This window comes from Streptomyces sp. Act143 (assembly GCF_003143935.1).
GTDB lineage: Bacteria > Actinomycetota > Actinomycetes > Streptomycetales > Streptomycetaceae > Streptomyces.
Window position 1 is genome coordinate 3,745,170 of sequence record NZ_QFRX01000001.1, and the last position, 25,376, is coordinate 3,770,545.

The following is a 25,376-nucleotide window of genomic DNA, read 5'->3' on the forward strand; positions in this document are numbered from 1 at the left end:
CCGGCCTGACCTTCTGGGTCTTGGAGGCGTAGCCTTTATTCCCGCTGTCCATCACCTTGTGAAGCGGAAGAGGGCGGTTGCCGCCGTGTCGCCACAGTCCCCCAGTAACTCGAGCATCTCGACCGACGCAGACCAAGCGGGCAAGAACCCCGCGGCCGCGTTCGGACCGAACGAGTGGCTCGTCGACGAGATCTATCAGCAGTACCTCCAGGACCCGAATTCGGTAGACCGAGCCTGGTGGGACTTCTTCGCCGACTACAAGCCGGGCGCGGCTGCCGCCCCGGCTGCGCCGGCCGCCCCTGCCGCGGCCGCTCCGGCCGCGCCCGCCGCCCCGGCGGCGCCCGCCGCCCCGGCGGCGCCCGCGGCCCCGTCGGTGCCCGCTCCGGCTCCCGCGGCCCCGGCCGCCGCCCCGCAGCCCGCCGCCGCGGCCCCCGCGCCGGCCGCCCCGGCTCCGGCCGCGGCCCCGGCTGCCGCTCCGGCCAAGCCCGCCGCCGCCAAGCCGGCCGCGAAGGCCGCGCCCGCCGCGGCGGCCGCCGCCCCCGCGGAGGGTCCCGAGCTGGTCACGCTGCGCGGCCCCGCCGCCGCGGTCGCGAAGAACATGAACGCCTCGATCGAGGTGCCCACGGCCACGTCCGTGCGCGCGGTCCCGGTGAAGCTGCTCTTCGACAACCGCATCGTGATCAACAACCACCTGAAGCGCGCCCGGGGCGGGAAGATCTCCTTCACCCACCTCATCGGGTACGCGATGGTGCAGGCCATCAAGGCCATGCCGTCGATGAACTACTCCTTCATGGAGAAGGACGGCAAGCCGACCCTGGTCAAGCCGGAGCACGTCAACTTCGGCCTCGCCATCGACCTGGTGAAGCCCAACGGCGACCGCCAGCTGGTCGTCGCGGGCATCAAGAAGGCCGAGACGCTGAACTTCTTCGAGTTCTGGCAGGCCTACGAGGACATCGTCCGCCGCGCCCGTGACGGCAAGCTGACGATGGACGACTTCTCCGGTGTCACGGTCTCCCTGACCAACCCCGGCGGCCTCGGCACCGTCCACTCCGTCCCGCGCCTGATGCCCGGCCAGTCGGTCATCATGGGCGTCGGCTCCATGGACTACCCGGCGGAGTTCCAGGGCACGAGCCAGGACACCCTGAACAAGCTCGGCATCTCGAAGGTCATGACGCTCACGTCGACCTACGACCACCGGGTCATCCAGGGCGCCGCCTCCGGCGAGTTCCTGCGGATCGTCGCGAACCTCCTCCTCGGCGAGAACGGCTTCTACGACGACATCTTCGAGGCCCTGCGCATCCCCTACGAGCCGGTCCGCTGGCTGCGGGACATCGACGCGTCGCACGACGACGACGTCACCAAGGCCGCCCGTGTCTTCGAGCTGATCCACTCCTACCGGGTCCGCGGCCACGTCATGGCCGACACCGACCCGCTGGAGTACCGCCAGCGCAAGCACCCCGACCTCGACATCACCGAGCACGGCCTCACCCTGTGGGACCTGGAGCGCGAGTTCGCGGTCGGCGGCTTCTCCGGCAAGTCCCTGATGAAGCTGCGCGACATCCTCGGCGTGCTGCGCGACTCGTACTGCCGCACCACCGGCGTCGAGTTCATGCACATCCAGGACCCCAAGCAGCGCAAGTGGATCCAGGACCGCATCGAGCGCCCGCACACCAAGCCGGAGCGCGAGGAGCAGCTGCGCATCCTGCGCCGGCTGAACGCGGCGGAGGCCTTCGAGACCTTCCTGCAGACGAAGTACGTCGGCCAGAAGCGCTTCTCCCTGGAGGGCGGCGAGTCCGTCATCCCGCTGCTCGACGCGGTCATCGACTCCGCCGCCGAGTCGCGCCTGGACGAGGTCGTCATCGGCATGGCCCACCGCGGCCGGCTGAACGTGCTCGCCAACATCGTCGGCAAGTCGTACGCGCAGATCTTCCGCGAGTTCGAGGGCAACCTCGACCCGAAGTCGATGCACGGCTCCGGTGACGTGAAGTACCACCTGGGCGCCGAGGGCACCTTCACCGGTCTGGACGGCGAGCAGATCAAGGTCTCCCTGGTCGCCAACCCCTCGCACCTGGAGGCGGTGGACCCGGTCCTGGAGGGCGTCGCCCGCGCCAAGCAGGACATCATCAACAAGGGCGGCACGGACTTCACCGTCCTGCCGGTGGCCCTGCACGGCGACGCGGCCTTCGCGGGCCAGGGCGTGGTGGCCGAGACCCTGAACATGTCGCAGCTGCGCGGCTACCGCACCGGCGGCACGGTCCACATCGTCATCAACAACCAGGTCGGCTTCACCGCGGCCCCCGAGTCCTCGCGCTCGTCGATGTACGCGACGGACGTGGCGAGGATGATCGAGGCCCCGATCTTCCACGTGAACGGCGACGACCCCGAGGCGGTCGTCCGGGTTGCCCGGCTGGCCTTCGAGTTCCGCCAGGCGTTCAACAAGGACGTGGTGATCGACCTCATCTGCTACCGCCGCCGCGGTCACAACGAGTCGGACAACCCGGCCTTCACCCAGCCGCTGATGTACGACCTGATCGACAAGAAGCGCTCGGTGCGCAAGCTCTACACCGAGTCCCTCATCGGTCGTGGCGACATCACCCTGGAAGAGGCCGAGCAGGCGCTCCAGGACTACCAGGGCCAGCTGGAGAAGGTCTTCACGGAGGTCCGTGAGGCCACGTCCCAGCCGGCCTCGGCGGAGTCCTCGGACCCGCAGGCCGAGTTCCCGGTGGCCGTGAACACGGCGGTCTCCACGGAGATCGTCAAGCGGATCGCCGAGTCCCAGGTCAACATCCCGGACAACATCACCGTCCACCCGCGTCTGCTGCCGCAGCTGCAGCGCCGGGCGGCGATGGTCGAGGACGGCACCATCGACTGGGGCATGGGCGAGACCCTCGCCGTCGGCTCGCTGCTGCTGGAGGGCGTCCCGGTCCGGCTCGCGGGCCAGGACTCGCAGCGCGGCACCTTCGGCCAGCGCCACGCGGTCATCATCGACCGTGAGACGGGCGACGAGTTCACGCCGCTGATGTACCTCTCCGAGGAGCAGGCGCGCCTCAACGTCTACAACTCCCTGCTCTCCGAGTACGCGGCGATGGGCTTCGAGTACGGCTACTCGCTGGCCCGCCCCGAGTCCCTGGTGATGTGGGAGGCGCAGTTCGGCGACTTCGTCAACGGCGCGCAGACGGTCGTGGACGAGTTCATCTCGTCGGCGGAGCAGAAGTGGGGCCAGACGAGCGGTGTCACGCTGCTCCTCCCCCACGGCTACGAGGGCCAGGGCCCGGACCACTCCTCGGCCCGCCCGGAGCGGTTCCTCCAGCTCTGCGCCCAGAACAACATGACGGTCGCGATGCCGACGCTCCCGTCGAACTACTTCCACCTCCTGCGCTGGCAGGTGCACAACCCGCACCACAAGCCGCTCATCGTCTTCACCCCGAAGTCGATGCTGCGTCTGAAGGCCGCGGCGTCGAAGGCGGAGGAGTTCACGACCGGTCAGTTCCGCCCGGTCATCGGCGACGCGTCGGTCGACCCGGCCGCGGTCCGCAAGGTCGTCTTCTGCGCCGGCAAGGTCTACTACGACCTGGAGGCCGAGCGTCAGAAGCGCGGTGTCACGGACACGGCGATCATCCGCATCGAGCGCCTGTACCCGCTGCCGGGTGCCGAGCTCCAGGCCGAGATCGCCAAGTACCCGAACGCCGAGAAGTACCTGTGGGCCCAGGAGGAGCCGGCGAACCAGGGTGCCTGGCCGTTCATCGCGCTCAACCTGATCGACCACCTGGACCTGGCGGTCGGCGCGGACGTCCCGCACGGCGAGCGCCTGCGCCGCATCTCGCGGCCGCACGGCTCGTCCCCGGCGGTGGGTTCCGCGAAGCGGCACCAGGCGGAGCAGGAGCAGCTGGTGCGTGAGGTGTTCGAGGCGTAGGTCTCGCGCACCCGGCGCATGCGGAAGGCCCGGTCCCCTCAGGGGGGCCGGGCCTTCGGCCTGCCGGTCCGGTGTCAGCCCAGGAAGGGTTCGAAGTCCCAGTAGGGCCTGGTGCGTTGGCGGGCCGAGATGGTGTGCGGGTGCTGGGCGCCCAGGGTGCGGGTCAGGCCGAGCAGGCCGTCCTCCTCCAGCTTCCCGGCCTCCTCCTGCTCGCGGGCCGCCCGCAGGTCGGCGGCGAGCGCCACCTGGCAGGACAGGGTGAGGGGATGCTCGTCGCCCAGCTGGTGCCGCACCCGGCGCAGGGTGTCCCGGCTCAGCTCGACGGCGTCGGCGATACGGCCGTTGAGGTTGCGGGCGCTGGCGGCATTGAGGGCGCAGCCCAGGACCCAGGGGTGGTCCGGACCGAGGGTGGCGGTGAGCCCGGCGAGGGCGGCTTCGAACATCGCCATGGCCTCGGCCCGCTCGCCCGCGGCCTGCATCACCAGACCGGTGTTGGCGACCATGCCGGTGGCCACGGGGTGGGCGGGGCCGAGGAGGGCGCGGTAGCCGGCCTCGGCCTCGTCGATGTGGTCGCGCGCCTGGCTCAGGTCGCCGTGTTCCCTCAGGTAGTTGCCGTAGTTGGTGATGAAGGCCAGGGTGCGGTAGTGGTCGCGGCCGTGCACCTGGGCCAGCTGGTCCAGCAGGCTCGCCATCTCGGAGCCCACGTCCTGGACGTGGCCGCCCTCGCGGCGGCGGCACATGACCAGTTGCCCGCGGGCCGAGAGCGTCTGCGGGTGCTGGGCGCCGAGGACCTGCACATGGAGGCGGACCACCGGCTCCTGGCGGGCGAGGGCGTCCCGGTAGCGCCCCAGCAGGCGCAGGTCCTGGGCGACGGCGTTGCCCGAGCTGAGGGTGCTGATGTGCCGTGCGCGCAGCACGTTCTCGCGGCGGGCGAGGGTGTCCAGGTCGAGGTCGTACGCCTCCTGGTAGCGGCCCAGCAGACGCAGGCCGACGCCGAGGTTGTGCCGGGCGATCAGGGTCAGGTTCTCCTCCGGGCCGAGCAGGCGGGCGTATCCGTCGCGCACCTCCTGCTGGAGCTCGTGCGCCTCGTCGTAGCGGCCGAGGTGGCGCAGGCTGGCGGCGATGGCGCCCTTGACCGACAGTTCGGGCAGCTCCATGCGCGGCTCGGCGCTCCGGAGCCGCGCGTGGACGGTGCGGTCGAGCTCGTACGCCTCCCGGAACCTGCCGCTGGCCCGCAGGATGTTGCCCTCCTGGGTGGTCAGGTCGAGCATGGGCTGGGCGAGCGGGTCCATGATGTGCGACCAGTGGTCGCGGATCCGCTGGGCGAGGTTCAGACCGCTCTTGTACTCCCCGCTGCGCATGCAGTAGCGGAGGCAGTTGAGGACCGTCTCCTGGATTCGCGGCTGGGTGCTGCTGAGCGCGCCCGAGGGTTCCAGGTGGGGCAGCAGCTCGGCGTACCGGGGCCAGTTGCGGCTGTCCAGCGGGTTGCCGGGGTCGGCCTGGGCCAGCAGGCTGCGGACCGCCCGGCGGTGCAGGTCGCGGCCGTCCTCACTGGTCAGCTTGGAGACGATGTCGTGGACGAGGCGGTGCATGTGCACCGACTCCTGGTGCGGGCCCATCTCGACGCCGACCGGACCGCGGGTCTCGCGGGTGAGCACGGAGTAGTTGACGAGGGTGTCCAGGGCCCGGGTCCAGGAGGGCAGGTCCGTGGCCATCCAGCGCAGTTCCTCGGGGAGGTCGGTCTGCGGGTAGGCGCGGATGAGGCCGAGCGGGATGCGGCCGGGGGCGAACGACGTGCACAGTCCGAGGACGTCGATGGCCTGCGGCTGGGCGTTGCGCAGCCGGTTGAGCAGTATCGACCAGGACGTCATCGACGACTGCGGGAAGCCTTCTCCGGTGGCCGGTTCGTCGACCGTGGTGAGCCTGCGCTCGCGGACCATGCGCAGGTACTCGGGCACCTCCATCCGCGACTCGCCGAGCCAGGAGGCGGCCTGCACCAGCGGCAGCGGTACGTCACCGAACTCGGCGGCGACCTCGTCCGCCTGTTCGGCGGTGATGTGCGGGGCCCTGCGCATGAGGTAGCCGGTGGACTCCGGGCGCAGGAAGGCGGGCACCTCGACGACCTCGCTGTGCTCGCTCCAGCCGCGGTTGCGCGAGGTGATCAGGACGTGTCCGGGGCCCTGCGGCAGAAGCGTGTTGACGCCGTCGGTGTCGTCCCAGCCGTCGAAGATCACCAGCCACCGGGTGTACGGCTCCCCGCGGCGCAGCGCCTCGCGGGCGGCGCGGATGCGCTCACCGGGTTCGCTGCCGATGCGCAGCCCCAGCTCGACGGCGAGTTCACCGAGCCGGTCGCGCTGGATGTTGCGGTCGTCGGAGTTGATCCACCACACCACGTCGTAGTCGGGGCTGAAGCGGTGCGCGTACTCGGCGGCGAGCTGGGTCTTGCCGATGCCGGACATGCCGAGCAGGGTGCACACGGCGGCGCCCCGCTCGGCGTCGGCGAGACGCTGGTGGAGCGTGGTCAGCAGGTCGTCGCGGCCGGTGAACCGGGGGTTGCGGCGCGGCACCTCGCCCCAGATCTCGCACCGGGTCTCGGGATAGCGGGCCCGGTGGGCGACCGCTCTGGGGACGCGTCGGCGTTGCAGGCCCAGCCGCCTCAGCAGGCGTTCCTCCGCGGCCTCCTCGTTCAGTCCCCACAGGCTGGCCGGTTCCAGGACGGCGGTGGCCGGGAGCAGTGGCCGGTTGGTGAGGTTGACGGCGGCGAACCGGTCGGCGTGGGCCGCGACGAATCCGCGCAGGGCGTCGTTCCACTCGCCCGCGGGACGGGGGCCCAGTTCGAAGAACCAGTCGTCCAGCACGAGCAGGACGGGGCCGGAGGACAGCAGCAGGTCGCCGAGCGAGTCCTCCAGCGGGGTCTCGCGCGGCGGGTCCCAGCGTTGGAGTGTGGCCTGGTGTCCGTGGCTCTCCAGGCACTGGGCGATCCATGTCGCCCATGAGCGGTGGTAGCCCGGGAAGACCACCAGGACGCGCTCGGACGCCGAGGCGCCATCGCTGTCCGGCCGCTGCTGTTCCGCCATCACACGCTCCCTGTTCCCGCGTCCGCCGCACTCTCGCGCCACACGCTAACGCAAAGCGGTCATTCGCCCACGCAGCGTCACAGTCCGCAATGGGTCGGCACGCCGAGACCGGCGTGATGCCTACCCATCTCGTGGACGAACTCCCTTCCAGCAGTGGTCAGTTCATCGGATTCCCGGAGCAGGGACAAGGCTTGCCCGACGTCTTCCCTGAACCCCGCGAACCGCTCGTCGGCCCGGCTCCGCCAGGCGGCGGGCGCGGCCGGTTCGTTCCGTACCCGCCACCACAGATCGGTGAGCGCGAGATGCGCGTAGGCGCCCTGGAGCACTGCCGGGACGGGCCGTGGATCATGGCGCCAGCCCACCCGGTGCGTGGCGGGGCCGCCGCGTCGGCACAGCGGGACGAGCTCGTCGAGCACGGCCAGCTTGGTGTGGTGGGTCTCGTGCACCAGGGTCTCCGCCAGCTCCCAGGCCTGTGCGGGCAGCTGGCTGAGGGCAGCGCCGGGAGCGGCCCGCAGCGTGGCTCCCACCGGCGCGGCTCCCCGGGGCACCGCGGTGGCCAGCGGCACCACGGCCCGCAGCACGGTGCCCGGCTCGGCGGCCCGCCCCGGATCGACCGCCGCCAGCAGCTCACGGGCCTCGCCCCACCGGCGGACCCACAGCCGGCGGGGGCAGTCGGGACGCTCGGCCGCGCGCAGGGCCCGCGGTCCGATGCCGAGCGGCGGCACCCGGTACGGGTCGAGGTCGTCGAGAATCACCACGCTGCCGGGCAGGGTGCGCAGCGCGGACCAGCCGGGGCCGCTGCCGATCCCGCGCGGAGCGCCGACGACCGGACGGGCCACCGGGCTCTGCAGCACGACGCCGCTGTGCCCCTCGGCGTCCCTGATGTGGACGAGCCCGGCCCCGGCGCTGAGGCGGACGCTGCCGGAGGGGCAGCGCAGGACACCGAGGCCGGGCAGGGCCAGGGTCCCCGACGGCACCGGCAGCGTGCCGCCGACCTCCCGGCCTGCGCGGACGGCGGCCGCGAGCGCCACGCCTCCCAGATGGGCCAGGTGCCGGTCGAAGGCGGCGCCCGCCGGTGTGGCGAGCGCCTCGACGAGCCATGCGCCGGTGAGCGGGTAGTCGAGGACGTCACGGGCCGCGAGCGGGTCGGTCTGCTCGGCCCGCACCAGCAGGGCCCAGTCCTCCTCGAAGCGGCGCCGCACCGCGGCGGGCAGCAGCCGGCTCTGCTGTTCGACCCGGACGAGAAGGGACTTCACGAGCAGCATGCGACGCGCGTGGAGTGCGGCACGCAGTGCCGCCGTCCCCGCGAGGGTGGGCCGGGTCCTCGCGAGCGATGCGAAGACCTCGGAGGGGACCGCTGTCCCGGTCATCCTCCGGTGCCCCCGCGCCGGTCCTTGTCGGCAAGGCCGACCGAAAACGTACGTTCACCGGGCCCGGAGCGGGTCACCTCGGGGTCCGTGTCGCCGTACCACATCTCCCGGAACGCGGCGGAGGTCCGCAGCACGCGGCCGACGGCCGCGATGAGGCCCGGGTCGTCCATGGCACGCAAGGTCCGCAGGTCGACGTCGGTGAGGTCGGGCAGGAAGGCGCCCCGCGCATCCTCAGCACCGGGGCCGGCTGCCCGTTTCCTCTGGTCCCCCACCCTCGGCTCCTCCCTGCCTCGGCCCACCCCCGCGCGGCCGCAGTGGCTGCCCACTTCTTCCCGACAGGCCGGAACCAGAAACCCGGCCCAGATCAACTCCGGTCATGCTCGGCCCAGTTGCTCCACTCCTCGGTCCACGGCCACCACGGCGGCGCCCACGCCTGCCACTCCGTCTCCGACATGCCCCGGCCGCGAGCGGCGGGAGCCAGGTCCTCCTCGGGATGCTCGTCCCTGCGGCGGGCCAGTTCCACATCGGCCCAGTCCACTTCCCGCAACGCCCCCACCAGCCGCTGCCACTGCTCCCGGGCCGCCTGGCAGGCCGCCCGGCCGGCGCTGGAGCGGCCCATGAGCGTCAGCACCGCCCCGCACCCGTACCGGGCCCGGGCGGCGGTGACCGACCCGGGATCGGCGCCGTGGGCGAGACGGGCCTCGCGCTCGGCGTTCTCGTACGCCTGGAGCGCCTCGACCAGCACCGGCGCCCCGGCGCGGTACCAGCCTTCGAGGCGGACCCGGCCCAGCTGGAGCCAGGCCTCGGCCCGCACCCCGGCGTCGGCCGCGACGCGTACCGCCTGGCCGAGGAGGTGGCGGCTCTCGAACAGGTCCGGCAGGAAGCCGAGATGGCGAAAGCGCTGGGCCAGTGCGCCGGCCACCAGGGCCTGGAGCCGGCCACGCTGCGCGGAGCGGGCGGGAAGGGCCTTCAGCGCCTCGCGCAGGACGTTCTCCGCACGGTCCACGAGCCCCTCGCCGTCGTCCCGTGAGGCGCGCCGCAGCAGCGATTCCCCCCAGGCGACGAGGAGTTCGACGCGTCGGGGGCCGTCGGCGGGGGCGAGCAGCGCGGCCTTCTCGTACACCTCGTCCGCCTCCCCCGGCGCGCCCGTCGCGTCGAGGAACGCGGCGCGCGCCGCATAGCAGGGCTGGAGCAGGCCGGGGTCGTCGGCCGCGGCCCGCTCGGCCCGCAGCAGGGTGTCCCGGGTCTCGGCGTCGTCGGCCCCGGCGGCGCGCAGCGCCCGCACCAGATCGAGCAGGGCCGGGCTGCGCACGGCGGCGGGGGCACCCTCGCGGTCCAGCAGGGCGCACGCCTGACGCAGTTCGGGTACCGCCTCGCCGGGCCGCCGCAGGTCGAGCAGGAGGCGTCCGCGGCGCAGCAGGCGGGAGCGGTGGGCGGTGGGCGGCCAGGACGCGGGCACGGGCTCGTCCGGTGACGCCGCCCGGCGGGCCGCCGCGGGCCAGGGCGGCAGGCCGGGGGCCAGCACGTCGAGTGCCGCGGACAGCTGCTCGGGCTCGCCGGTCAGCTGCCACAACTCATGCCTGGAGGCGGCCAGTTCCAGGGCCGACTCGGCCTGCTCGGCGCTGTCGTCGGGTGCCGCGCCGTGGGCCGCGGCGAGTGCGGCCACGGCGTCCCGCAGCAGCTCCGCCCTCCGCTCCCCCACCCGCCCCGCGACGGTCCCCGCCTCGGCGCGCAGGACCCGGGCGAGGACGAGCCGGGCCCGTACGGCCCGTACGCCCTCCTCGGCCGGTGCGGGGGTGCGGACCGCGGCCTCGGCCTGTTCCCTGGCCCGGTGCAGGACCGCCGGGTCGCCGAGCGTGCGCCACTGGCCGAGCAGCCGCGCCGCCTCTTCGAGCGGCTCGGGGGTCACCAGGTCGGGCTGGTAGAAGCGCAGGACGCGGGCCGGGATGCTGGCGAACAGCTCGGCCGCGACGCTGCTCCGGGCGTCCGGGGGCCCGCCGTCGTCGAGGACCGGGGTGGCGGGGGCCGGGTCGTGGTCGGCGAGCTGGGCGGCGGCGAGGGCGGCGAAGTTGCGGGTGCCCTTGCCGAAGTGGCGTTCCACGTAGGCGGAGCAGTGTTTGAGGACCAGCCCGGCGGTCTCCTGTTCCAGGTCGCCCAGGAGCAGTTCCTGGACGCGTCCCGGGTAGGCGAAGCAGGGCTGGTCGTCGGGGCCGGGCAGGCGGCGCAGCAGGCCGCCGAGCAGCACCTCGGCCAGTTCCATGGGGCCGGTGTCGGGGAGCATGACCCGCTGGACGATCTGCATCACCGGCAGGGTGAGGGGGGCCGCGGCGAGGTAGACGGCGAGGCGGAGGGCGCCGGGTGAGGCGCTCGCCCGGAAGGCGCGCAGGAGTTCGTCGTCGGTGCGCCGCACGGGCACCGGTCCGGCGGCCGGTCGTACCGCGTCGGGGGTGGTCCAGGCCGCCCAGGCGCGCTCGCTGGTGGGGCCGGTGCCGGACAGCAGCCGGGCCCAGGTCGCGAAGGCCGCGGGGGTCGGCTGCAGCACCGGGACGGGGCGGGCGTACCCGGCCGGTTCGTCCCAGGGGTCCTCGTCGGGCTCGAAGGCGAGACGGCCGCCGAGTTCGGCGGGCCGGCGCAGCACTCCGGGTTCGGCGGGCAGCGCGGTACGGCCCCACAGCCGGGGCGGCAGCGGCTGGACCACGGCGAGCGGGGAGGTGCGGGGCCAGCGGTGCAGCAGCCGCTGTGCGCCGCCGCGCTGCCACAGGGGGCCCACGCAGTCGCTGATCACCAGGGTGAGGCGGCGGCCGGTGGGGTCGTGGAGTTCGTCGGCGCCGCGCAGCCGGGTGTGCCGGCCCGGGCCCGCGGTGGTGCCGACGAGGGGGGTGCCGGAGCCGTCGTCGTAGAGCTGGTGGACCTGTACGGAGGCGAAGGCGCCGGACTGCTGGCAGGCCTGCCGCAGTTCCTCGACCATCTGGCCCCATACGGACATGGCGGGGCCGGTGTCCATCAGGAGCTGGATGTCGCAGCGGTGGCGGCGGTCGGCGCGCAGCAGGGGTACCAGTACGCCGGCGGCGGCCGCGTGTTCGGCGGTCGCCTCCTCGTCGATCCGCTCGTCCTGCGCGGTCGTGGTGGCCACCCGGTAGCGGCCCAGGGCGCGCAGGGCCTTCTCCAGGCCGAGGAGTCCGGGCAGCGCGGTGGCCGCGGGGGCGCGCACCGGGAAGGCGGGCTGGCCGCCGCCGGTCCGCGGACGCGGGCCGGGGTGCGCCGCGTGCAGGGGTACGGCGCCGGGGCGGGCATCCGGTGCGGTTCCGGGGCGGTCGGGCGCGCCGGGGCCGACGGGCGGTCGCACCGGCGTGCCCGGTCCCGGCGGTTCCTGGGCGGCCGGGGGGAGCGGCGGCCCGCCGGGGGCGGCGCGGGGCGAGCCCTGGTCCAGCCACCGGGCCAGCCACACCGCGTCCGCCACGTCCTCCGCGGAGAGGTCGAGGCCGGCGCGGCGCAGTCGGGCGATCAGTTCGTCCAGATGCCCCTCCTGCATCCGGTCATCACCTCGAACGGTCGAGCGGCTGCATGAGCATGTCCGCGATCCGCTCCCGGGTGAGGCGTTCCGCGTGCGGGGTGTGCTGGGTGAGGAAGAGGGCGTTGAGGAGCTGGTCCGCGGCCACCACCTCGCCCGGGTCGCGGGCGAGGAACCGGGCGATCAGGTCCCGGCCCGCGGCGGCGCCCTCGGCGCCGAGGTGCGCCTCGACCATGGCGGTGAGCTGCTCCTCGCCGGGCGGCTCCAGTTCCAGCTGGACGCACCTGCGCAACAGGGGCGCGGGGAAGTCGCGTTCGCCGTTGGAGGTCAGCACGATCACCGGGAAGGCGGCGCAGGCGATGCGTCCGCCGTGCACGGACACCCGCTCGCCGTCGTCGGTGAGGACGTCGACGACGGGTTCGCGGTCGGCGAGGCGCTCCAGCTCGGGAATGCCGAACTCGCCTTCCTCCAGCGTGTTCAGGAGGTCGTTGGGCAGGTCGAGGTCGCTCTTGTCCAGCTCGTCGATGAGCAGGACGCGGGGCCGCTCGGCGGGCAGCAGCGCGGTGCCGAGCGGGCCGAGCCGGATGTACGACCCGATGCCGGAGGCGGCCGCCGCGGGGCTTCCGGCGTTCCGATCGCCCTGGGCGCGCTCCAGTTGGACGTCCTGGAGGCGGCCGATGGCGTCGTAGCGGTAGAGGCCGTCCTGGAGGGCGGTCCGGCTGACGATCGGCCAGCGCAGCACCCGGCCCAGGCCCAGTTCGTGGGCGATCGCGTAGGCGAGGGTGGACTTGCCGGTGCCGGGGTTGCCGGTGACGAGGAGCGGACGGCGCAGATAGAGGGCCGCGTTGACGGCGTCGACCTCGGCGGCGCGGGGGGCGTAGTTCTCCACGAGCCGGCGTTGCACTCCGAGCCGGCGGGCGCTGCTGGGGTCTTCCGGGCCGGCCTCGGCGCCGTCGCGCGCCGCCGCGAAGTCCCGCCAGGGCGGGGGCGCGGGTAACTGCCGCAGTCCGTCGTGCGGTTGACCCGCACCGCGGTAGATCCGCCAGTCGTTCACCATGGGCTCCTCCCGGCTCTGGTGATCATGCAGCGGGCCCGGCCGTCCGCCGCCACGTTACCGCCCGGCGGCCGGGCCTGCCGAGGTTCCGGCGTGTCGAATAGCGCTGACGATGGATCAACCCCCTTGTCCGAAAGGTGAGTTGACGTGCGGATCGGCGGGTGGGCGGACACGGGCTCAGAGCTCGGGTCCGGCCAGGGCCGGGGGTTGCATCGGTTCCGTTCCATGGCGTGGTCGGTCGGGCGGGTCCAGGAGCAAGGCGATCCTGCCCTTGAGGCCTTGCGTCTCGGCGGTGTCGGGGTCGGACAGGCGGATGCGCAGTTCGCGTACCTGGCGGGCGAGGCGGTCCGCCCGGCCCGCCAGCTCCAGCAGCCGGGCGGCCTGCGCGTGGAACGCCGCGCACTCGTCGGGCCGGTGGGCGTCCCGGCGCCACACCGCGACGCTGTGCCCGGCGAGCAGCGCGCGTCCCATGGCCTCGTGGCCGTCGCCGCTGCCCACGGGACCGCAGTGCACGGGCACGCACGCGTCGTCCGCTCCGCCGAGCCGGCCGTACACGGCCAGCGCGCCCTCCCGGCGCACACCGGGCGCATGCCCGTCCGCCGGCGCCTCGGCACGCAGCGGCACCGCGGTCAGCGGGCCGCGGGTCACGCCCTTCTGGCGGCGGCGCCATTCGGGGCTGGGCGGCCGGGTGTTGCGGTGCTGGGCGCGCAGGACGACGGTTCTGCGCAGGCCGATGGGCATGGCGTGCTCGTCGAGCGCGTCGGAGTCGTCGTCCCCCGTGCCGTGCGGGGTGAGCTGCCACTCGTCGACCGGCAGGTCGAACAGGCGGCGCGGCAGGAACACCTCGACGGCGGCGAGGTGTTCGTCGTGGTCGCCGAGGCTGAGCGCCTTCGCCAGGGGACCCCGTACGGACTCCTCCAGCTTCCCGAGCGGCACCCCGACGTCGTCGCCGTCCACGGGGGTGACGACCTGTCCGTCGTAGAGGAGCTGGACGCTCCACGGATAGCGGTCGCCGTACTGCACGTCGCCGATCCGCACGAGGACGTCGACGCGGGTCGACGGTGCCGCCGCGTCGGGGACGGCGGCGGTTCCGGCGAACGCGGGGGCCGTGCGGGAGGCCCCGCCGAGGTCCGCGAGGAGGGTGCGGATCGCCTCGCCGACCGGCCAGTAGGCGTGCCGCTCGGCCTGTTCGGTGAGCCACGCGGCGAACGCCCGCAGCAGCCGCGGGTCCTGTCCCGCGGCCCGCCGGGCCACGTGCGCCGCGTACAGCAGTACGGCGTCCAGTTCGACGTCGGCGTTGCCGCGGCTGCCGCTGCGGTCGCGCAGGCCGTGCAGCAGTCCGACGCCCTCCCGCCAGGTCCGCGGGTCGTGCACGAGCAGCGGCGGGGTGTCCTCGCCGGTCACCGCGGCCTTGACCTGAGCGACCAGGTCGACGACGGGGCCGGGGCCGGTGGGCGGGCGCAGTTCCGCGAAGTATCCGTAGAGGCGGACCCGCAGTTCGGGGTCGAGGCCCGGGGCCCCCGAGCGGTGCAGATCGGCCTGGGCCGTGGTCCAGGCGGTCGCCGGTGAGTCGGTGAAGTGCCGGAGGTGGTGCAGGTCGTGCTCGCGGATCACGGTGTGCAGGACGTCGCCGCCGTCGCTGTCGAACAGTTCGCGCAGGGCGGTGACCGGGACCGCGGCCCCCTCGTTCTCCCCGCGTCCCTTGTTCATGCCGATGACGGCACCGGACCGCCGGTCGAGCACCGGCCCGCCCGACAGGCCGCCCACCGGCAGGGCACCGCTGAGCAGCAGCGCCTTGCCGTCCACCCCGCTGATCCGGCCGGTGCCGTAGCGGACGCTGAGATCGCCGGTCTCCAGCGACCAGCCGTGCAGACTGACGCTCGCGTGCAGCGCCGGGGCCCGGTCGCTGAGCCACACGCACCGCGCGTCGTCGGCGTCCCGCACCCTGACCAGGGCGATGTCCGGGAACTTCCAGGAGCCACGGCCGCGGCCGAGCGCCTCATGACCGGGCTTGGCGAGGATGACCTGGCCGGTGGTGGTGCCGCCCTGCCAGCTGACACCGACCGGGCCGCCCGCTCGCATCACGGCCGCTCCCCCCTCCCCCACGACATGCGCACAGGTCAGCAGCCAACCTGGTGCGACGAAGAAACCACTGCCCCAGTAGTCGTCACCGTCAGGTGCATACCCGTCACCACCCGCCACGATTCGCGCGAGCGCGGGGCGCACCATCGCTTCGAGGGAGCTCAAGGGCTCCCCGAAGGAGGTCATTCGCCGGGGAGGGGCGAGGGTCCGGGGGTGCCGCCGCCCCCTTGCCCCGGGTCCTGCCCGGTGCCGTCGCGGGCGGGTTCCGTCCAGGTCAGCTGCACCGTCAGCGAGGTCTGTCCGCCCGCTCCCGCGATGGCGCTCACGACCCGGCCGGCCTGCGCCGACAGTTCGATGCCGAAGCTGACGGACACCTCCACGGGTGCGGTGGTCTCCAGCCCGGCGCGCAGGGAGCGCACGACGCCGCCGACCGTGCCGGCGAGGCCGCCCGCGAGCGAGGAGATCCGCTCTCCCGCGCCGGTGTCCCGGTAACCGCCCCCGTGCGACGCGGCACCGTCCGCCGCGCCGATCCTGGCCCATACGACGGTTCCGTCGTCGAGCCTTATCCGTTCGATCCCTCCGCCCACGACTCCCCCGTCCGTTGACTTCCGGCTCCCCCGCATCGAGGGAAGCATCCCCACCGCGATGGGAGGAGAAGGCTAACTCCCTGTGAAGTGGAGTGCGAGAGGGCCCAGTTGGGCGATTTCCGCCGGTGGCCGGGGGGCTCCTACTCGTCGTCCTCGTCGTCCAGCCGCGCCAGCCAGGTGGCGAGCCGCTCGACCGGCACCTCGAAGTCCGGGTTGAGGTCCACGAACGTCCGCAGCTGCTCGGCGAGCCACTCGAAGGTGACTTCTTCCTCGCCGCGCCGCTTCTCCAGTTCCTCGATGCCGCGGTCGGTGAAGTACATGGGGTTCTCCTGCGTACGTCCGTGTTCTGAGTGTCGTGTGGGTGCCGGTTCCGGAGTTCCGGGGCCGGGCTCCCGGGCTCCGGGCTCCGGGCTCCGGGCTCCGGGCTCCGGGCTCCGGGCTCCGGGTACCGGGTACCGGGTTCCCGGTCCTGCGTCTCGGTCTCGGGTTCCGTTTCTCGAGCTCGGGTCCGTTTCCCGGTCTCCGGTTCCGTGGACAGCCTATGCAAGCCGCGGGGGCGGGGGCGGCTGGCCCGCGCCCTGCCCGCGCGCGGGCGCCGGTATGTCGCGTCGGTCGTGTGTGCGCGGGTCGTGTGCGTGCGGGCGCGCGGGCGCGTACGCCGACCGCGCGGGCGGTTCGGCTGTCAGTCGCGGGGGTGGCTCAGGTCGTACGCCAGCCCCAGCGCCCCGTGTGCCAGCAGCAGGGCCCCCGCCGTGATCCAGCCGCCGCTGCGGCGTCGTAGGCCGAAGGCGGTGAGCGGGAGGCCGGCGGCCACCTGGGCGAGGGCCAGGGCGCGGGCCCTCGGGTCGCCGGACCAGGGGAGCCAGCGGGCCAGGTCGCGGCCCGCGACGACTTCGAGCTCGCCGCGGACCGTCTCGCGCCAGCCCTCCCACTCGACGGCGCGGGCGTCCGGCTGGACGCGGGCGACCTCGCGGAGGCGGTCGGCGGGTTCGCCGGGGGCGAGGCCGGTGGGCAGGGTGAGGCCCGCGCGTGTGAGGACCGCGAGCAGGCCGGTCAGGCGGGCACGCGCGTCGGCGACGGAGTCCGGTTTCGTCAGCTCGTCCAGGGACTGCACGTCCAGGACCGGGTCGAGGCCGAGCCGGGCGGCGAAGGTGCGCATCGCCTCGTCCTCGCCGGCCGGGGTGCCGTTGGCGAGCCAGACGTAGCCGACGGGGCGGCGGAAGCCGGACGCGAGGGTGTAGCCGCTGCGCTCGGTGTCCCACCACAGGGCGAGGACCGGCCAGGGGGCGCCGACGGCGAGGGCGGTGGCCCAGCCGGTGAGGACGCGGTCGACCGGTTCGCCGCCGTCGCGCCAGGGCTTGCCCTCGGGGACGAGGAGGCTCCAGTCCCGGCCCGCGCTCGTGAGCAGCATGCGCTCGCGCAGCAGCCGGGCGGCGGGGGCGACGGCCTCGGGCTCCGCGCGGCAGAGGAGCAGGGCGCCGGGCGCGGTGGCGGGAGCAGCGGGTTCCGTCGGCATGGTCACACGCTAGGCGGATTCATACGTTTTAGGCACTTTTGCAGGGCTGGACGTCCCCAGAACGGGTGTCTTGACTTTCGGCATCCGCGATATATCGTGAATAGCGGAATACGCGATATGGCGCGTGTGGTGCGGTGTTGCGTGTCGTCGTCACGGGGAGGTCTGTGCCATGTCCGAGTGGTCCGTCGCAGAGCCGAGGAAGCTCGCGTTCGACGAGCCGGTGCGCGAGCTCCATGTGCGCATCGTCAACGGAACGGTGAACGTCGTGGGGACGGACGAAGGTTCCGCCCGCCTGGAGGTCTCCGAGCTGGAGGGCCCGCCCCTGGTCGTGCACCAGGAGGGCGGCACCCTGACGGTCGCCTACGACGACCTGCCCTGGAAGGGCTTCCTCAAGTGGCTCGACCGCAAGGGCTGGCGGCGCAGCGCCGTCGTCTCCCTGGCCGTGCCGGCCGACACCCGCGTCGAGGTCGGGGTGGTGGGCGCCGGGGCCGTCGTCTCGGGCATCCGAGGACCGTCGTCGGTGAAGGGGGTCACGGGCGACGCGACCCTGGTCGGCCTCTCCGGCCCGGTCCGTGCCGACACCGTCTCCGGGAATCTGGAGGCCCAGGCCGTCACCGGCGACCTCCGCTTCAACTCCGTCTCCGGCGACCTCACGGTCGTCGAGGGGTCGGGCTCCTCCGTGAAGGCCGACTCGGTCAGCGGCTCCATGATCGTGGACCTCGATCCGAACGGCCCCACCGACGTCCGGCTGACCAGCGTCTCGGGCGAGATCGCCATCAGGCTGCCGCAGCCCGCCGACGCCGAGGTGGAGGCCAACACCGCCAGCGGCACCATCTCCAACGCCTTCGACGGCCTCAGGGTCCACGGCCAGTGGGGCGCCCACAAGGTCACCGGCCGCCTCGGCGCCGGCACCGGCAAGCTCCGCGCGACCACGGTCTCCGGCTCGATCGCCCTCCTGCACCGGCCACCCCGCGAGGACGAGGACGCAGACGGCGGCTGGGAGGAGGACGGCGGCTTCGACGGCCCCGCGGAACATCGCGTGGAGCGGGTGACGGAGGACGGCGCCGGGGGCCACACGGATCACCGCGTCGAGCATGTCGTGGTGGACGCCGAGCCGGAGGCCGGTGAACCGGGACCCTCCGTCGCCGACCCGATGGACGGCCCGAAGAGCGACTCGGGGGACAATTCCGTCTCCGGCCCGGGTGGCGCCCCGCAGGACCCGGACGCCACCGACGTCACCGACACCACCCCGGCCGACGGCACGACCGACAAGAAGGTGCTCTGACATGCCCCCCGTCTTCGCCCACGGCCGCCTCCGCCTCTACCTCCTGAAGCTGCTCGACGAGGCCCCGCGACACGGCTACGAGGTGATACGGCTGCTGGAGGAGCGCTTCCAGGGGCTGTACGCGCCCTCGGCCGGCACCGTCTACCCGCGGCTGGCCAAGCTGGAGGCCGAGGGCCTGGTCACGCACACCACCGAGGGCGGCCGCAAGGTGTACGCCATCACGGACGCGGGCCGCGCCGAACTGGCCGACCGCAGCGGGGAACTGGCCGACCTGGAGCTGGAGATCAGGGAGTCGGTGGCGGAGCTCGCCGCCGAGATCCGGGCCGATGTGCGGGGCGCTGCGGGTGATCTGCGGCGCGAGATGCGGGCCGCCGCCTCCGAGGCCCGCCGCGGCGGTGGTACCGGCCGCGGACAGGACGGCCCCCTCGGGGACTTCGCGGAGTACGCGGACCACGAGTCGTGGCGCGCGGCCAAGGAGGAGATGCGCCGCGTCAAGCAGGAGTGGAAGGAGCAGGCCCGGCGCGCCAAGGACGAGAGCAGGCGGGCCCGCGAGGAGGCCCAGCGGGCCCGGCGACAGGCCAAGGAGGCCCAGGAGCGGGCCCGGGAGCAGGCGCAGGAGGAGGTGCAGCGGATCGCCCGGCGGGTCCAGGAGCAGGTGCAGGACCACTTCGCGCGGGGCGACTGGCCCACGGGCGTGCGCGAGGGCCTGACCGAACTGGCCAAGGAGTTCGGCGAGTTCGGGAAGGACTTCGGCAAGGAGTTCGGGAAGGACTTCGGGTTCGGGCGGGGCAACGCCCACAAGTCGGCGCCGGCGCCCGAGCACTCCCCCGAGTACTCCCGGACACCGGAGGACTTTCCCGCCGACTACGAGCCGTCCTGGGCCCACGAGTCCGGCACCGGCGACCCGGCCCGCGACCTGGACCGTCTCCTGGACCGCTTCCGCGACGACATCCGCGACGCGGCCCGCGACCATGGCGTCACCGCGGACCAACTCCGCGACGCCCGCCGCCATCTGTCCACGGCGGCGGCCCACATCGGGGCGCTGCTGAGGACACCGAAAAGCTGACCGAGCAGGGCTCGGCGGCCCACGGCACCTCACGGCTCACGGCTCACGGCTCACGGCTCACGGCAGCCCACGGCTTACGGCGGCCCACAGCCCAGGCGCCCCACAGCTCAGCCCGCCTTGGCCGCTCCCCCGCCGTAGAGGACACGGGTCACCGACTCGTACGTCACCCCGTGGTCGGCGAGCACCTCGCCGGCCACGCCGGGGCGGGCGGTGAGGGCCAGGAGGATGTGCTCGTCGCCGATGTGCCGGTCCCGGCGGGAGACCGCGTTGCGCAGGGCGAGTTCGAGGACGCCCTTGGCGTCCCGGCTGAAGGAGCGGTGTCCGGACCACCAGCCCTTGTCGTTGCGGTCCCCGGACATCGCGCCGACGCCGTGCACCTCCTCCACCCGGGCGACGATCGCGGCGACGTCGATGCCCAGTCCCGCCAGGGCGTCGGCCTCGGCCCGGGACAGACCGGCCCGTCGGCGTGCGGCGGCGAGATCCTGTCGTACGGACTCCTTCCGGTCGGTGAGCCCGAGTGCGGCCAGCGCGAAGGACGCGCGGCTCGCCTCGCGATCGAGTACCGCGAGCAGCAGGTGCTCGGAGTCGACGGTCGACGTCCCCGTCCGCTCGGCCTGCTCCACCGCGCCGGTCACCACGGCCCGCGCATCCTTCGTGAACCGCTCGAACATCAATGCCTCCCGTACTTCTTGTGCACGGCCTGCCTGGTCACCCCGAGTTCCGCGGCGATCTCCTGCCACGACCAGCCCTGGTTGCGAGCGCTGCGCACCTGCACCGACTCCAGTTGCTCCAGCAGGCGGCGCAGCGCGGCGACGGCCCGCAGGCCGACCCGGGGGTCGCGGTCACCCGCCCGCTCGGCGAGATCCGTTGCTTCGGTCATGCCGTCAACCTACGTTGACATGCGGTCGACGTCAACCAAAGTTGACAAGCGTGGTACGGAAAAGGCGGGCCCGGACATCCGGACCCGCCCGTCAACCGACCGCCGGTGACTCAGGAGTTCGTCAGCACGATCTTCCCGAACTGCTCCCCCGACGCCAGCCGCTCGAAGCCCTCCCGGGCCCGGTCCAGCGGAAGCTCCTCGTCGATGACCGGGCGGACCCCGGCGGCGGCGCAGAAGGACAGCAGGTCCTCCAGCTCGTCCTTGGTGCCCATCGTCGAACCCACGACCTTGAGCTCCAGGAAGAAGATCCGGGTCAGCTCGGCGTGCGAGGGGCGGTCGCCGCTGGTGGCACCGGAGATGACGAGCGTGCCGCCCGGCTTCAGCGACTTCACCGAGTGCGACCAGGTGGCGGCGCCCACCGTCTCGATGACGGCGTCGACCCGCTGCGGCAGCCGCGCGCCGGACTCCAGCGCCTCCACGGCCCCCAGCTCGACGGCCCGCTTGCGCTTGGCCTCGTCCCGGCTGGTGGCGAAGACCCGCAGCCCGGCCGCCTTGCCGAGCACGATCGCGGCCGTGGCGACACCGCCGCCGGCGCCCTGCACGAGGACCGAGTCGCCGGGCCGTACCCCGGCGTTGGTGAAGAGCATCCGGTACGCCGTCAGCCACGCGGTGGGCAGACAGGCCGCCTCCGCGAAGGAGAGCTCCTTGGGCTTGGGCAGGACGTTCCAGGTGGGCACGGCGACCTGCTCGGCGAAGGTGCCCTGATAGCGCTCGGTGAGGATGGAGCGCGGCTCCTTGGGGCCCACGCCGTGACCGCTCTGGCCGATGACGGAGTGCAGGACGACCTCGTTGCCGTCCTCGTCGACACCGGCCGCGTCGCAGCCGAGGATCATCGGCAGCTTGTCCTCGGACAGGCCGACGCCCTTGAGGGACCAGAGGTCGTGGTGGTTGAGGGAAGCGGCCTTGACGTTGACGACGCTCCAGCCTGGGCGGGCCTCGGGAGCCGGACGCTCCCCCAACTCGAGGCCGCTGAGCGGCTGGTCACGGTCGATGCGGGCGGCGTAGGCAGCGAACATGATGTTGACGATAGGTTCCCCGGCCGTCCGAGGGAACCGGAGGGCCCTGTGACACACGCCCTCTTGCCACGGGCGCCGTCACCACCCGGACAGCCCCGCCGGCAGGTAAAAAGCGGCCCCGCCCGGCACGAAGCCGAACGGGGCCACCCCATGCCCACTCACCTCAGCGGCGAGCCACACCCTCCGCGCGAGCCGCCGCGGCCACGGCCGCGGTCACGGCCGGCGCGACCCGCTCGTCGAACGGCGACGGGATGACGTAGTCGGCGGCCAGGTCGTCGCCGACCACCGAGGCCAGCGCCTCCGCAGCCGCGATCTTCATGCCCTCGGTGATGCGGGAGGCCCGCACCTGGAGCGCGCCGGCGAAGATGCCGGGGAACGCGAGGACGTTGTTGATCTGGTTCGGGAAGTCGGACCGGCCCGTGGCCACGACCGCCGCGTACTTGTGCGCGACGTCCGGGTGCACCTCGGGGTTCGGGTTGGCCATGGCGAAGACGAAGGCGCCCTCCGCCATCGACGCCACCGCTTCCTCGGCGACCGTGCCGCCGGAGACGCCGATGAAGACGTCGGCGCCGGCCAGGGCGTCCTCGAGGGAACCGGTCAGCCCGGCCTTGTTGGTGAAGGAGGCGACCTCACGCTTGACGTCCGTCAGGTCCGCACGGCCTGCCGAGATGACGCCCTTGCGGTCGGCGAGCGCCACGTCGCCGATGCCGGCCTCGACCAGCATCTTGGCGATGGCGACCCCGGCCGCGCCGGCGCCCGAGATGACCGCACGGAGCTGACCGATCTCCCGCCCGCTCAGCCGCGCCGCATTGCGCAGGGCCGCCAGCGTGACCACGGCCGTGCCGTGCTGGTCGTCGTGGAAGATCGGGATGTCGAGACGCTCCTGGAGGCGCTTCTCGATCTCGAAGCACCGCGGCGCCGAGATGTCCTCCAGGTTGACCCCGCCGAAGGAGGGGGCGAGGCGGACCACGGTCTCGACGATCTCGTCGACGCCCGTGCAGTCCAGCGCGATCGGCACCGCGTCCACGCCGCCGAACTGCTTGAAGAGGATGGCCTTGCCTTCCATGACCGGAAGGGAGGCCTCGGGCCCGATGTCACCGAGTCCGAGGACCGCCGTGCCGTCGGTCACGACGGCGACGACGGACGACTTCCACGTGTAGTCGTGGACGAGCTCGGGCTGCTCGGCGATGGCGCTGCACACTTTCGCCACGCCGGGCGTGTACGCGAGGGACAGGTCGTCCTTGTCGCGGATCGGCACGGTGGCCTGCACTGCCATCTTGCCGCCGCGGTGCAGCGCGAACGCGGGGTCGAAGGAATCGAGGGGCTCCGCCCCGCCGTCCTGGCCCGTATCGCTGTCGCTGCGAGGATTGACGATCTCCGCTGCCACTGGTTCTACCCCTTAGATATTCATGGTTTGAGGGTGGCCACTCCTGGTTGAGAAGTGGGCGGGCACCGCGTACGGCCCTGTGTCGGTGATGCGTACGGGCCGTGCACGACGGGCGCGCCGCACACGCGCCCTGAGCCCCGGATGAGGGGTGTAAAGAACCTTCTTACCCGACGGACGGCACCTGCGACGAGTCCAATACGTGCAAGGTCACATGACGGACCCCGCACACCACATATCGGTGACATGAATCATGAACAAATATGTGGACACGTCCTCGACACCCCCTTGACAGCGGGTCGAGCGGCCGTACGGGCCAGGAGGTCGGCGCTCACATCGTGAGATGCGCCGAAGATCCTCCGGCTGGAAGGATGGATTCCCGCAAGAGGTGCGGCCTTGATGTCCGGCCTGATGCGGTTCGGGGGTCACCCGTTATCCGATTTTGACATGGCTGGCCCCCTGAATCGCACAGTCCGAATGGCAAGATGCCGTAATCACACGAGGTCGCGGCACTCGAAGGCGTGTGCTCTCGTCGACCTAGGAAACCAAGGCCACTGCCGACCCCATCGGCAGAAGCCCGCCCCATCGGCAACTCCACCCATCCGCCGGAGGAACCCACCATGACCGCAAGCTCCACCCGTCGTACGACCGCCGCCCGCTCCCGGCTCGCAGCGGTCGGCTCGATCGCGGTCGCAGGCGCCCTGCTTCTCACCGGCTGCGGTGACCAGACGAACGACAGCGGCAACGACAGCACGAAGGAGAGCGCGTCCTCCAGCAAGGCGCCGCTCTTCGACAAGCTGCCCGCGGCCATCCAGAAGGCCGGCGTTCTCAAGGCCGGCACCAACGCCGAGTACGCGCCCATGGAGTACCAGGAGGGCGGCAAGATCGTCGGTGTCGACATCGACATCGCCAACGCCCTGGGCGAGAAGCTGGGCGTGGAGTTCAAGTTCACCTCCGGCTCCTTCGACGGCCTGATCACCGCCCTGAACTCGGGCCGCTACGACCTCGCGATGTCGTCCATGACGGACACCAAGCAGCGTCAGGAGGGCCTGGACGACAAGGGCAAGAAGCTCGGCCCGGGTGTCGACTTCGTCGACTACTTCAAGGCCGGCACCGCCGTCTACGTCGCCAAGGGCAACCCGAAGGGCATCAAGTCCATCGAGGACCTCTGCGGCCAGACCGCCGCCGTGCAGCGCGGCACGACGTACGAGGCCGCCCTGCAGACGCAGTCCAAGGCCTGCACGAAGGACGGCAAGAAGAAGATCGACATCGAGTCGTTCGAGAACGACACCGAGGCCCAGACCCGCGTGAAGTCGGGCGGCGCGGTCGCCGGTGTCAACGACTACCCGGTCGCGGTCGACCTGGCCCGCAAGGCCGACGGCGGCAACGCCTTCGAGGTCGTCGGCGAGCAGGTCGACGCCGGTCCGTTCGGCATCGCCGTGAACAAGGACAACAAGGAGCTCACCTCCGCGCTGGAGGCGGCCGTCAACGCCATCATCGAGGACGGCACGTACAAGAAGATCCTCGACAAGTGGGGCGCCCAGTCCGGCGCCATCGACAAGGCCGCGATCAACGGCGGCAAGTGACCGACCCGGCACCACTGAAGGGCAGTCACGGTGACTGACAAGTTCGAGAAGGAGCCGGCGGACGCGGCGCCGCCGGTCTCCAAGGAGGCCTCCGCCGCCTCCGTCGCACCGGAGGCGATCAAGGCCGTCCCGGTCCGGCACTGGGGCCGCTACGTCAGCGCGGTCATCGTGCTGGCGCTGGTCGGCCTGCTGGTCAACGCCTTCGCCACGGCCGACAAGATCCAGTGGCACGCGGTCGGCGACTACGTCTTCGACGACACGGTCCTCAAGGGCGCCGGGCGCACCCTGCTGATCAGCGTGCTCGCCATGGTCATGGGCGTGGTCCTGGGCGTGATCCTGGCCGTCATGCGGCTCTCCAAGAACCCGGTGACGAGCTGGGTGGCCTGGGTCTACATCTGGTTCTTCCGCGGGACCCCGGTCTACGTCCAGCTCCTGCTCTGGTTCAACCTGGCGCTGATCTTCCCCACGCTGAATCTCGGTCCGATCTACAAGGACGAGATGGTCGACGTCATGACGCCGTTCATGGCCGCGCTGCTCGGCCTGGGTCTGAACGAGGCGGCGTACATGGCGGAGATCTGCCGTGCCGGCCTGATGGCCGTCGACGAGGGCCAGACGGAGGCCTCGCACGCGCTCGGCATGAGCCACGCCAAGACGCTGCGCCGGATCGTGATCCCGCAGGCGATGCGGGTGATCGTGCCGCCGACCGGCAACGAGTTCATCAACATGCTCAAGACCTCGTCGCTGGTGTACGCGGTGACGTACAACGAACTGCTGCGCGCCACCTCGACGATCGGCTCCACGTCGTACGCCGTCATGGAGATGCTGTTCGTGGCGTGCATCTGGTACCTGGTCATGACCAGCGTGTTCAGCGTCTTCCAGTTCTACCTGGAGCGCCGTTACGCCCGGGGCACGTCCCGGAACCTGCCGGCGACGCCGTGGCAGAAGGTCAAGGCCAACATGATCTCCCTCTCCGGCTGGCGGCGATGACC

The 25,376-nt window shown here is 72.6% G+C and carries 18 protein-coding genes; 5 read left to right on the plus strand and 13 right to left on the minus strand.

What is annotated here, in order from left to right:
* The first annotated feature begins 85 nt into the window (after positions 1–85).
* A complete protein-coding gene (locus DI272_RS16600; protein ID WP_109496120.1) occupies positions 86–3,913 on the plus strand; it encodes a multifunctional oxoglutarate decarboxylase/oxoglutarate dehydrogenase thiamine pyrophosphate-binding subunit/dihydrolipoyllysine-residue succinyltransferase subunit in 3,828 nt (1,275 codons plus the stop codon).
* Positions 3,914–3,987: 74 nt separating this feature from the next.
* Here the strand turns inward: DI272_RS16600 and fxsT are convergent, their stop codons facing one another.
* The 9 genes from fxsT to DI272_RS16650 form a co-directional block, all read right to left on the minus strand.
* Complete coding sequence (gene fxsT / locus DI272_RS16605; RefSeq protein ID WP_109496121.1) at positions 3,988–6,990, minus strand: FxSxx-COOH system tetratricopeptide repeat protein; 3,003 nt, start codon at positions 6,988–6,990, stop codon at positions 3,988–3,990.
* Between the two features lie 77 nt (positions 6,991–7,067).
* Entirely contained in the window at positions 7,068–8,360 is a 1,293-nt protein-coding gene (locus DI272_RS16610; RefSeq protein ID WP_109496122.1) for an HEXXH motif-containing putative peptide modification protein, read from the minus strand.
* Complete coding sequence (locus tag DI272_RS16615; RefSeq protein WP_109496123.1) at positions 8,357–8,632, minus strand: hypothetical protein; 276 nt, start codon at positions 8,630–8,632, stop codon at positions 8,357–8,359. The genes DI272_RS16610 and DI272_RS16615 overlap by 4 nt, the downstream gene beginning before the upstream one ends.
* A gap of 92 nt (positions 8,633–8,724) precedes the next feature.
* A complete protein-coding gene (locus DI272_RS45990; protein ID WP_109496124.1) occupies positions 8,725–11,892 on the minus strand; it encodes an SAV_2336 N-terminal domain-related protein in 3,168 nt (1,055 codons plus the stop codon).
* A gap of 7 nt (positions 11,893–11,899) precedes the next feature.
* On the minus strand, positions 11,900–12,925 hold the full coding sequence (locus DI272_RS16625; protein WP_109500875.1) for a MoxR family ATPase: 1,026 nt from the start codon (positions 12,923–12,925) through the stop codon (positions 11,900–11,902).
* A 177-nt stretch (positions 12,926–13,102) separates the two neighbouring features.
* The gene (locus tag DI272_RS16630; RefSeq protein ID WP_258314584.1) at positions 13,103–15,172 is read right to left on the minus strand and encodes a serine protease; all 2,070 of its coding nucleotides are present in this window, start codon (positions 15,170–15,172) and stop codon (positions 13,103–13,105) included.
* Positions 15,173–15,189: 17 nt separating this feature from the next.
* Positions 15,190–15,594, minus strand: coding sequence for a CU044_2847 family protein (locus DI272_RS16635; RefSeq protein WP_258314585.1), 405 nt, complete (start codon positions 15,592–15,594; stop codon positions 15,190–15,192).
* Between the two features lie 140 nt (positions 15,595–15,734).
* The gene (locus DI272_RS16640; RefSeq protein WP_003992906.1) at positions 15,735–15,914 is read right to left on the minus strand and encodes a DUF6104 family protein; all 180 of its coding nucleotides are present in this window, start codon (positions 15,912–15,914) and stop codon (positions 15,735–15,737) included.
* A 362-nt stretch (positions 15,915–16,276) separates the two neighbouring features.
* Complete coding sequence (locus DI272_RS16650) at positions 16,277–17,110, minus strand: hypothetical protein (protein WP_109500877.1); 834 nt, start codon at positions 17,108–17,110, stop codon at positions 16,277–16,279.
* Between the two features lie 169 nt (positions 17,111–17,279).
* On the opposite strand from DI272_RS16650, the gene DI272_RS16655 reads away from it, so the two are divergent.
* Both DI272_RS16655 and DI272_RS16660 read left to right on the plus strand, forming a co-directional pair.
* Entirely contained in the window at positions 17,280–18,395 is a 1,116-nt protein-coding gene (locus DI272_RS16655; RefSeq protein ID WP_109496125.1) for a DUF4097 family beta strand repeat-containing protein, read from the plus strand.
* A 1-nt stretch (position 18,396) separates the two neighbouring features.
* On the plus strand, positions 18,397–19,461 hold the full coding sequence (locus tag DI272_RS16660) for a PadR family transcriptional regulator (protein WP_109496126.1): 1,065 nt from the start codon (positions 18,397–18,399) through the stop codon (positions 19,459–19,461).
* 107 nt (positions 19,462–19,568) lie between these two features.
* Here the strand turns inward: DI272_RS16660 and DI272_RS16665 are convergent, their stop codons facing one another.
* The 4 genes from DI272_RS16665 to DI272_RS16680 all read right to left on the minus strand — a co-directional run bounded on the left by DI272_RS16665 (position 19,569) and on the right by DI272_RS16680 (position 22,804).
* On the minus strand, positions 19,569–20,132 hold the full coding sequence (locus tag DI272_RS16665) for a Clp protease N-terminal domain-containing protein (RefSeq protein WP_109496127.1): 564 nt from the start codon (positions 20,130–20,132) through the stop codon (positions 19,569–19,571).
* Positions 20,132–20,341 carry an HTH domain-containing protein gene (locus DI272_RS16670; RefSeq protein ID WP_059192380.1) on the minus strand — a complete coding sequence of 70 codons (210 nt, stop codon included), beginning with the start codon at positions 20,339–20,341 and terminating at the stop codon, positions 20,132–20,134. Before DI272_RS16670 ends, DI272_RS16665 begins: the two co-directional genes overlap by 1 nt.
* Before the next feature lie 110 nt (positions 20,342–20,451).
* Entirely contained in the window at positions 20,452–21,417 is a 966-nt protein-coding gene (locus tag DI272_RS16675; protein ID WP_109496128.1) for a zinc-binding dehydrogenase, read from the minus strand.
* A gap of 163 nt (positions 21,418–21,580) precedes the next feature.
* Positions 21,581–22,804, minus strand: a complete 1,224-nt coding sequence (locus DI272_RS16680) for an NADP-dependent malic enzyme (protein ID WP_109496129.1) — start codon at positions 22,802–22,804, stop codon at positions 21,581–21,583.
* A gap of 617 nt (positions 22,805–23,421) precedes the next feature.
* Between DI272_RS16680 and DI272_RS16690 the strand changes: the two genes are divergently transcribed.
* Together DI272_RS16690 and DI272_RS16695 are read left to right on the plus strand one after the other, a co-directional pair.
* The gene (locus tag DI272_RS16690) at positions 23,422–24,387 is read left to right on the plus strand and encodes an ABC transporter substrate-binding protein (protein WP_109496130.1); all 966 of its coding nucleotides are present in this window, start codon (positions 23,422–23,424) and stop codon (positions 24,385–24,387) included.
* Positions 24,388–24,417: 30 nt separating this feature from the next.
* Positions 24,418–25,374, plus strand: coding sequence for an amino acid ABC transporter permease (locus DI272_RS16695; protein WP_109496131.1), 957 nt, complete (start codon positions 24,418–24,420; stop codon positions 25,372–25,374).
* The last annotated feature ends 2 nt before the right edge of the window (positions 25,375–25,376 follow it).

What these genes read in the sequence shown, in the direction of transcription:
- fxsT (WP_109496121.1), bottom strand. Translation starts at nt 6,990, where the DNA reads ATGGCGGAACAGCAGCGGCCGGACAGCGATGGCGCCTCGGCGTCCGAG.
- DI272_RS16610 (WP_109496122.1), bottom strand. Translation starts at nt 8,360, where the DNA reads ATGACCGGGACAGCGGTCCCCTCCGAGGTCTTCGCATCGCTCGCGAGG.
- DI272_RS45990 (WP_109496124.1), bottom strand. Translation starts at nt 11,892, where the DNA reads ATGCAGGAGGGGCATCTGGACGAACTGATCGCCCGACTGCGCCGCGCC.
- DI272_RS16640 (WP_003992906.1), bottom strand. Translation starts at nt 15,914, where the DNA reads ATGTACTTCACCGACCGCGGCATCGAGGAACTGGAGAAGCGGCGCGGC.
- DI272_RS16650 (WP_109500877.1), bottom strand. Translation starts at nt 17,110, where the DNA reads ATGCCGACGGAACCCGCTGCTCCCGCCACCGCGCCCGGCGCCCTGCTC.
- DI272_RS16655 (WP_109496125.1), top strand. Translation starts at nt 17,280, where the DNA reads ATGTCCGAGTGGTCCGTCGCAGAGCCGAGGAAGCTCGCGTTCGACGAG.
- DI272_RS16660 (WP_109496126.1), top strand. Translation starts at nt 18,397, where the DNA reads ATGCCCCCCGTCTTCGCCCACGGCCGCCTCCGCCTCTACCTCCTGAAG.
- DI272_RS16665 (WP_109496127.1), bottom strand. Translation starts at nt 20,132, where the DNA reads ATGTTCGAGCGGTTCACGAAGGATGCGCGGGCCGTGGTGACCGGCGCG.
- DI272_RS16670 (WP_059192380.1), bottom strand. Translation starts at nt 20,341, where the DNA reads ATGACCGAAGCAACGGATCTCGCCGAGCGGGCGGGTGACCGCGACCCC.
- DI272_RS16675 (WP_109496128.1), bottom strand. Translation starts at nt 21,417, where the DNA reads ATGTTCGCTGCCTACGCCGCCCGCATCGACCGTGACCAGCCGCTCAGC.
- DI272_RS16690 (WP_109496130.1), top strand. Translation starts at nt 23,422, where the DNA reads ATGACCGCAAGCTCCACCCGTCGTACGACCGCCGCCCGCTCCCGGCTC.